General features: G+C 59.0%; 7 protein-coding genes and 2 pseudogenes. 2 read left to right on the forward strand and 7 right to left on the reverse strand.

From position 1 onward, the window contains the following. Positions 1-33: 33 nt before the first annotated feature. From HB780_RS01655 to HB780_RS01665, 3 genes are all read right to left on the reverse strand, one after another. Entirely contained in the window at positions 34-1,107 is a 1,074-nt protein-coding gene (locus tag HB780_RS01655) for a PQQ-dependent sugar dehydrogenase (RefSeq protein ID WP_183686106.1), read from the reverse strand. Between the two features lie 27 nt (positions 1,108-1,134). Next, the gene (locus HB780_RS01660) at positions 1,135-1,599 is read right to left on the reverse strand and encodes a (R)-mandelonitrile lyase (RefSeq protein WP_183686108.1); all 465 of its coding nucleotides are present in this window, start codon (positions 1,597-1,599) and stop codon (positions 1,135-1,137) included. 157 nt (positions 1,600-1,756) lie between these two features. Continuing rightward, the gene (locus tag HB780_RS01665) at positions 1,757-2,152 is read right to left on the reverse strand and encodes a (R)-mandelonitrile lyase (protein WP_183686110.1); all 396 of its coding nucleotides are present in this window, start codon (positions 2,150-2,152) and stop codon (positions 1,757-1,759) included. A 164-nt stretch (positions 2,153-2,316) separates the two neighbouring features. On the opposite strand from HB780_RS01665, the gene HB780_RS01670 reads away from it, so the two are divergent. Beyond that, positions 2,317-3,210 carry a LysR family transcriptional regulator gene (locus tag HB780_RS01670; RefSeq protein ID WP_183686112.1) on the forward strand — a complete coding sequence of 298 codons (894 nt, stop codon included), beginning with the start codon at positions 2,317-2,319 and terminating at the stop codon, positions 3,208-3,210. A gap of 71 nt (positions 3,211-3,281) precedes the next feature. Here HB780_RS01670 and HB780_RS01675 read toward each other — a convergent pair. The 4 genes and pseudogenes from HB780_RS01675 to HB780_RS01690 form a co-directional block, all read right to left on the reverse strand. Further along, a pseudogene (locus HB780_RS01675) lies at positions 3,282-3,667 on the reverse strand (carboxymuconolactone decarboxylase family protein); the annotation flags it as partial. Positions 3,668-4,197: 530 nt separating this feature from the next. Continuing rightward, positions 4,198-5,043 carry a class I SAM-dependent methyltransferase gene (locus HB780_RS01680; protein WP_183686114.1) on the reverse strand — a complete coding sequence of 282 codons (846 nt, stop codon included), beginning with the start codon at positions 5,041-5,043 and terminating at the stop codon, positions 4,198-4,200. A gap of 213 nt (positions 5,044-5,256) precedes the next feature. Further along, positions 5,257-5,940: a winged helix-turn-helix transcriptional regulator gene (locus HB780_RS01685; RefSeq protein ID WP_183686116.1), complete on the reverse strand. Its 684-nt coding sequence runs from the start codon at positions 5,938-5,940 to the stop codon at positions 5,257-5,259. 142 nt (positions 5,941-6,082) lie between these two features. After that, positions 6,083-6,235 (reverse strand): annotated as a pseudogene (locus HB780_RS01690) (nickel-binding protein); the annotation flags it as partial. Positions 6,236-6,538: 303 nt separating this feature from the next. Between HB780_RS01690 and HB780_RS01695 the strand changes: the two are divergent. Further along, positions 6,539-8,704 (forward strand): LamG-like jellyroll fold domain-containing protein, encoded by a 2,166-nt coding sequence (locus HB780_RS01695; protein ID WP_286202820.1) that lies wholly within the window; start codon positions 6,539-6,541, stop codon positions 8,702-8,704.

Below are 8,704 nucleotides of genomic sequence, written 5' to 3' on the forward strand. Positions count from 1 at the left end.
GTGGACGGAAAGCCGCCCCTTTGGTGGAATTGGTTATTTCGCGCGTGACAATTTCAGCAGGCGGTCTTGCGACGGTCCTTCGGCGCGCGGCGACCTATTGGTCGTGATGACGTAGATGTCCTCGCCGACGGGCAGCACGTCTCTCAGCCGATCGCCTGAACTGAAGATCGGCCTTAGCCTGCCTCCTCTCTCATCGAAGGCGTAGAGCGCCTTTGAAGCGAGTGCCGTGACAAGCAGTTCCTTTCCCGCAAAGGCGATGCCGGACGGAGCCCAGGTCGTATTGCCGGAATGAAGCAGAGACCTCGCCATTCCCGGCCGTTGATCATCTCCGGAAACGAGTGGCCAACCGTAGTTGGTTCCAGGGGTCACAAGGTTGATTTCGTCGTGGGCCGTTTGTCCATGTTCCGAGACGAAGAGGCGCCCTCCATCATCCCAGGCAATGCCTTGCGGATTCCGGTGCTCATAGGAGTAGACGTAGGAGCCGGGAAATGGATTATCGGACGGCACCTTTCCATCGAGGGTCATGCGCAGAACCTTGCCAGCAAGGCTGCTCAGATCCTGCGGACGCTCCAGGCTCTCCGTCCATCCGGTCGTGGCGTACAGGTTGCCGTCCGGCCCGATGGCGACGCGTCCGCCGTTGTAGAGGCGATGACCGGGAATTTTATCAACGAGGACCCGTGTCTCCCGCCAGATGTTTCCATCGAAGCGCGCCTCTATGACCTTGTTGGTAAGCCCTGCGTCGGAGTTATAGGTGTGATAGAAATAGGCCGTGCCATCGGTCTGGAAGTCTTTCGACAACGCCATCCCCAGAAGGCCTCCACCACCCTCTCGGACGATGGGGTCGGAGGTCTCTACCGGATGGCGCGTAAGACGCCCTTCCTCGATACTGACGACATCGCCGGCTGCCTCCGTCACAAGGATTCGATCGCCCGCCCGTTCGATGTCCCAGGGATAGTCGAGTTCCCCAGCGATCACGTCGGCAGTCCAATCCGAACTCGTCGTTTCGGAGATCGGCGACGCGACCTGGGCATCTTGTCCCCATGCCGCTGACGATGCCAGGAAGGCTGCCAGGACAATCATCTTGCCAGCCGTTTGTAGATATCTCATCGGAATATCCCCTTGGAAGGCGCAGCCTCAGTCGAGATATTGCTCGTCCGAGACCTTCTCCATCCAGTCGACGTTCTTGCTGTCCTTCATGTTGGTGATGGCAATGTGTCCGACGCCATTGGTATTGGTGGCACCGTGCCAATGCTTGACGCCTGGAGGCGTCCAGATAACGTCGCCCGGTCGCATGACGCGCTTCTCGCCACCCTCTTCCTGCACCCAGCCAGTCCCCGTCGTGACGATCAGGACCTGTCCGGCGGGATGCGTGTGCCATGCCGAGCGTGCGCCCGGCTCGAATGTCACGTGGCCGCCGGTATTGATGGTATGTTCGTTGTTGGAATAGAGCGGATCGACAGTCACCGAGCCTGTGAAGTTGGCCTCGGGGCCTTTTATCGAGGGCCGCGAGCCGCCAGGCATGAATTGCATGGACTCGGCATGCCCCGATGTCGATGCAAAGAGGGCGAGAGCAATGGCAGTGAGTGCAAGCTGTCTCATAGTCCGTCCTTTCATTTCAGTTCGGTGAATGAAGCCGCCCTGGAAGATGATCCGAGGTGGACTTGCGACCGGGGTCAGCCGTCTTCGTTGCCGCTCCAGTCGCAAGACCAAAGCGGATAAAAGTGGGATTTCCGTTCGTTCTGCTTCGCTGACTATTTCAGCCCTGGTATTGGTGGTCCGTCACATGCTCCATCCAGTCGACGACCTTGCCGTCGAGATTTTCCTGGATGGCGATATGCGTCATCGCGGTCGTCGGCGATGCGCCATGCCAGTGCTTTTCACCCGGCGCGAACCAGACCACATCGCCCGGCCGGATTTCCTCGATCGGACCGCCTTGGCGCTGAACTCGGCCAAAGCCTGCGGTGACGATCAGGGTTTGGCCAAGCGGGTGCGTGTGCCACGCAGTTCGCGCGCCCGGCTCAAACGTAACCGCCCCGGCGGTCCCGCGCCGCGCCTCGTTGGCTGCAAACAGCGGATCGATGCGGACAGTTCCTGTGAACCAGTCCACCGGTCCCTTGGCCGAGGGCGTAGAGCCGTTTCTGGTGATCTCCATGCGCTCATTCCTTTCGCAAATGTCGAGGAAACATAGCGTCTTCTATTGAGAAGAATTAGAGGGTAAATCCTGCAAAGACATATGGGCTCCATGCATGAATTGAGAGCTGCCGCGCCGATTTTTCGTGCTACAATGCATATGCCACTTATGCGGGGAGCCCATGAATGCTGCGTGAGAACGTCAACGACCTGCTCGCATTTCTCGTCGTCGCCCGCGAGCGTAGCTTCACGAAGGCCGCAGCCAAGCTCGGCATGTCCCAATCTGGATTGAGCCACATCGTTCGCGGCTTGGAAGAACGCCTCGGGGTGCGGCTCTTGACGCGCACGACGCGGAGTGTCGCCCCGACGCCGGAGGGCGAACACCTGTTGACGACGATCGGTCCGCGCTTCGAAGAGATCGAGGGGGAACTAGTCGCCTTGACCGACAAACGGGAGAGACCGGCCGGCACCATTCGCATCACCGCGGAAGACTTCGCGATCGACCACATCCTCTGGCCGAAGCTCCGAAAGGTGCTGCACGATTATCCCGACATCAACGTGGAATTCATTATCGACTACGGACTGACGGATATCGTCGCGGAAAGGTTCGACGCCGGCGTGCGTCTGGGTGAGATCGTGTCGCAAGGAATGATTGCGGTGCGGATCAGTCCCGAGCAGAGGATGGTTGTCGTCGGGTCGCCCGATTACCTCAATCGACGTCCGGCACCTAGAGTACCCCAGGACCTGACGGACCATAACTGCATCAATCTGCGACTTCCGACGCGGGGTGGTCTCTATGTTTGGGAATTCGAGAAGGATGGCCAGGAGATGCGCGTTCGCGTCGACGGCCAGATGACCTGCAACGGCATTACCCAGATCCTCAACATGGCCATTGACGGCTATGGGCTGGGGTTCGTCCCCGAAGGTCTCGCGGGACCCGAGGTCGATGCCGGACGTGTGGTCGAGGTGCTTGGAGATTGGTGCCCCTATTATCCCGGATATCATCTGGTTTACCCAAGCCGCCGACAGGCCTCAGCCGCATTCACCATTGTACTGGATGCACTGCGCGACCGGGGTTAGCGAGTAGCGGCTCGAGCTCGACTGCCCCCGTGCTCTGAGCGGGCGCAAGCGCAATCGAGTTGGCCGGAATGTCAGCTTGCTCGTTTCGCGAAGACGTCCTTGACGAGCGGAACGGCCGAAAAGACGTTGGGCCAACCGGCATAGAACGTCAGTTGTGCAAGCATCTCCGATACCTGCTCCTTCCTCAGTCCATTATCCATGGCCCTGTTGAGGTGATAGGTAATTTGCGCCACCTGACCGGATGCGATCAGCGACGTTACGGTGATCAGACTGCGGTCGCGAGGAGCAAGGCCCGGCCGCAGCCAGACGTCCTTAAACAGCAGATCGTTCGTATAGTGTACAACGCCCTGCGATACCGGACCAACGCCAAGGGGGCTGGCGAGGCCTGGGGGAGTTGGTTCGCTCCGATGCCTCGGGCGGCGAACACATCCTTGGCAACGGCAACAGCACCCGTGGCTGTGAATCGGCTCTGAACTTTCACCCCCTTAGTATCCGCGACAACTATGTGGAAATGCTCAGAGATTTGGGAAATAAATTGAGGTTACTTTCACGTCGATCATAACCCCACTTTGGCATGAAATTTTGAAATCAGTTCAATAGCTTGAGCGCTATCCACGAGGGGTGAAACGTTCCGAGCTGATTCACAGACCACCGCTTTTGCGTCTTTGTCCCCCAATCAAAAGAGATCTAGTCGCCTCATCCTCTGCTTCAGAGCGGTCCGCCACGCAAGCAGCCGAGAACTAACAATATTTTAGCAATCGCATCGCACTGGGCATGAGCCAATCTGCACAAGTTGACGCCACACGAAGTCGCGATCATTCAGCAACTGGCGCATAGCAACGCGCAGGCGGAAACCGCGGGCCGCTCGGCGTGTCGCACTCGACGGCAGTAGCCATCTCGACGCGGCCTTCGAAAAGACGGAAACTAGGCGAAAGGGCCACCTCGATCTCCTTACAAGACGCAACAGCGCCGACGCTGGAATTCGGGCTATCGCTTTATGATCACCACCTCCAAATATTCACTTGGAACGACCATGGTCCCGTCGCCGGAGCGGTTAAAGCATTCGATCAGGTCGAGGAGATCGCGTTCCAGTATTGGCTGCTGCGGCTCTGGAAGGGCGGCGAATGCCTTGTGCACAGGGCCGTACCAGTCGCGGAAGATCTCCAGCCAATGCGCCGGCGAGCGATAGCGGAAGACGAAGGATCTGGGCTCTGCCGCAATCTCGCCGCCGGCCGAGAACATTTCGGTAAGTCGCGCCTGGGTTCCCCAGAGCGATGGCGATTTCACGCCGGCCGGGGGCGGAACGTGCTTTCCGATCGTCTTGAACAACTGCCCGATGAAGCCTTCGGAAGTCCAGTTGGCCATGCCGATCTTGCCGCCCGGCTTGCAGACCCGCAGCATCTCGCTGGCAGCCAGGTCCTGGTTGGGCGTGAACATCACGCCGAAGGTCGAGACGATCACGTCGAACCGGCCGTCGCCGAACGGCAGCGCTTCGGCATCGGCGGACTGGAAAGCCACGGTCAGTCCTTCGGCGGCAGCCCTTGCGCGGCCTCTTTCAAGCAAAGCCGGTACATAGTCGGTGGATGTCACCTCGCACCAGCGCCGGGCAGCGGCGAGCGTGGCATTGCCATTGCCGGCCGCGACATCAAGGACCGTCTGGCCCGCGCGCAAATCGAGCGCCTCGCAGAGGGACTCACCGACAATCTGCAATGTCGTGCCAACCACGGCATAGTCGCCCGATGCCCAGGCGCCCTGCTGGCGTGCCTTCAAGGCAACGAGATCGGGCTTATCTGCTGCAACGGGTTGCAGGGGTGTAGCGGAAGCATTTTGCATGTCGTTTCTCCTGTTGGAAAGCGGCGGGCGGCGGGCTTGCGCCCCATTCGCAGACGGGACCACGAAGTGACTCCATCCATGGAGAGTCTGGCCACGGCGCGTGTCGAGCAGCGCAGGCAGAGTTTCGCCAGAACGACCGTGTTCGGCCAGTGTAGAAAGAGTAGCGATCCCGATACAGATTATGGAGCGAGTGACGCAGTCGGGTAGCAGCGTTCAGGCCGTGGCGAAGGAACTGCGCACCATCCAGCGGTCGATCGTCGCGGCCATCGTGACATCTCCGATCAGGGTGATCCTACCCTGGAATATCTCGGTTTTCAGGCTGGAAAAGCCGATCCAGGCAGAGGTCATCGCCTTCAGGTCGGCAGTCACGAACAGATCGACATCATGGCCGGGGTCTGTGGAACAGAGATCGACCGGCGTGCCCGGTCTGGCAATCAGCCAATAGTTCTGTTCTTCCTTCGGAAGTTCCGGATAGGTGAACTCGATGACGCTCCGCCTGGATGACGGCAATGCAGCGGGATCGATCTTGCGCCGCATGTTCCACATCAATAGCCGTGCATCGAGATTTTCGAGCGTGACATCGGCATCGATATTGCAGTGCGCCCATTTGCCCAAAGCTTTCACAATCGGTTCAAGCTCGTCGGCGATCCGGGTCGTTTTGTAGTTGATGTCGCCGGTCGCCTTGTTCTCCAGGCGGGTGATCAGCCCGCTTACTTCCATCTGTCGAAGCCGTTTAGACATCAGCGTTGGCGACATGCCGGGTACGCCGCGGCGTATTTCGTTGAAGCGGGTCGATCCGCACCACATCTCGGACAACAGCAGCAGCGTCCAGCGTGGTTCGATCAACTCGCAGGCCTTGGCGACCGGGCAGAACTGGTTATAGCCGTCAGTTGACATGCATCACCCCCAGGAGAACAAGCCCACCATGCGCCCGGACGCAATATCCGTCCAGTACAGATAGTGTAGCGCCGATTGTAGCCGTAATTGCCAGTAGGTCGGCGCTGCTCTCTTGTTAGTCCGTCAGTTCGGACGTTCCGTCTTACACAGTGGCAACGCCTGCCGTCGCCGGACCGATGAACGCGGTGACCTCAGTCACGTTATCGGCTGGAAACCCACCCTCGCGGGCATGGCGGTAAATGACATCCGCACTTGGCGCCTCGTGCACGCAGTACATCTTGTCGCCGGACATATAGTCACAACGGGCGGCAACCACAGAAGGCGACGCTACCATTGAAGCATAAAAATCTCCTCCGACGGTCAACATCCCGTTGAACCAAGAAATTTTCGACAGGCCTGGAAGTGGCTTCTATCTTGAAATTACGGGCGTTGAATTAGATCGGCGGCGCTCAATGCGGCCTCACTTTTGGCGGAAGTCGGCTGCACGCATGGGCGTCGTCCAGCCAGGGATTTTAGGCGAATCACCGCAATCTCCGATCCGGACCATGTTTTAACTGTAGCCATTTCCGAACGGAGTCCCTGATTGACCAAGTCAAATTTGCATGACGTCTACAGCCGTAACGAGGAATTGCCGCGTTCGGATTCCAATCAGGATCCGGCAAGGGACGATGCATCGATCAACGCGGACTTGTCGCGACGCGGCTTCCTCTACGGTCTAGGCGCCCTGACGATGACCGCCTATGGCGGCGATGCGTTCGCCGCAAGGCTCGGGGACGCTTCCAGCGCATTTGCACACCCTGGTTTGATGCATGCTCAGGCCGATTTTGTCCGGATGGCGCGGAAATATTCCACGGCACCCTGGGTTGGCAGTTGGAATCTGCTGGTCGCCAACCCGAAGGTATCGCTTTCGTACAATTCCGCCCCTGTGTCCGTCATTTATCGTGGCAGCGACGTGACACAGAATTTTTCAGGGCTCGTGAATGAGTGCGCGGCGATGTATGGTATGGCATTGCGGTGGAAGATCAGCGGCGACGAGGCTTATGCCGCCAAGGCAACAAGCATGCTCAACGGCTGGGCTGCCACCCTAACCTCGATCCAGGGGAGAGACCGCGCGCTCGTCGCAGGCCCCCAAGGCTTCGAGCTTGCCAATATTGCGGAAATGCTGCGCGAGTACCACGGCTTTACCGACGACAATCTAACCGCGGTGAAGAAGATACTGCGCAACATATTCTATCCGATCTCTCATGACTTGCTCGCCAATCATGGCGATCGCGAGCCGCTGGAGATCAATGCAAACTGGTATCTCTTCAACATGTCGGCGATGATGGCAATCGGCATTCTATGCGACGATCAGGCAAAGTTTGACGAAGCCATCAGCTATTTCAAGACTGGCAACGGAAACGGCTGCATCATGCACGCCGGCTACTACATGCATCCAGGTTACCTGTGCCAATGGCAAGAGTCCGGCCGCGACCAGACCCACACCATGGACGGCATCGCGGCTATGGCGGTTGTCTGCGAAATGGCATGGAACCAGGGCGTCGACCTTTACGGCTACGACAACAACCGCTTCCTGGCTGCGGCAGAGTATTCAGCCAAGGCAAACCTCGTCACATCGGGAACCACGTATTACACCGTTCCCTATGTGGCGTACCGGAACAACGTCTCCACCTGGAAGACGTTCTCGACCACGGATCAAGGCGACGACACGCCATGCTGGGCTCTCATCTACAACCACTACGTCAATCGCCAGGGGCTTGCGGCGCCCTATTCCACCAAGAGAGCACTCTCTATTCAACCTGAAGGCGGAGAATGGGACTACATTAGCTACGGCACCCTGGCCTATACGCTGGACGCAATTGCCACCGGCGCAGTCCCGAGCGGGCTTTCCGGCTATTTTAGCGCCGGCGCCGTCGTATTGTCCTGGTGGGGCGGCGTCTATGCCACGGGCTATACCGTCAAGCGCGCCGCGCAGACGGGTGGGCCCTATGACACGGTGGCAAGCGGTATCACCGATCTGCGCACGTACGTCGATACCCCCTCAACCTCCGGAACCTGGTACTACGTCGTCACGGCCGATACGCCCGACGGCGAGAGCGTCCCGTCCAACGAGGCCGCAGTCTTGACGGGCACACAACTGCATACACAATTGCAATACGACAGCAGCAGTAGCACAAGCGTGGTGGACGCCAGCGGCAACGGCCATACAGGCACAATCAATGGTGGCGTTACCTGGGTTTCCGGCAGGCAGGACGAGGCGCTTTCGCTGAATGGCAGCGACGGCTATGTTGCCTTGCCAGCCGGGCTGATGGACGATGTCGCCGATTTCACGATTTCTGCCTGGGTGTTCTGGAACGCGTCCAGAAATTCGGAACACATATTCGATTTTGGGGCGGACACCGACCGCTACCTGATGCTCACGCCCAGCGCGGGCAATGGCAAGGCCCGCTTTGCCATAACGGTCACGGGAGCCAGCGGCGGGAGCGTCATCGATAGCAACGCCGCGCTGTCTATTGGGACCTGGGTCCATGTCGCCGTGACGCTGTCGGGCAGCGTGGGCACCCTCTATGTGAATGGCGCTGCGGTGGGCACCAACACCAGCATGTACCTCGCGCCGTTTCGCATCTGGGATACCAGCCAGAACTGGATTGGGCGATCGCAGTTAAGCACCGATCCCTATTTCAACGGCAAGATCGACGACTTCCGTATCTATCGCGGCGCACTCACGGCGGACGCTGTAGCCTCGTTGGCGAACGAGCCGTAG

The organism is Rhizobium lusitanum (assembly GCF_014189535.1).
GTDB classification, from domain to species: Bacteria; Pseudomonadota; Alphaproteobacteria; order Rhizobiales; family Rhizobiaceae; genus Rhizobium; species Rhizobium lusitanum_C.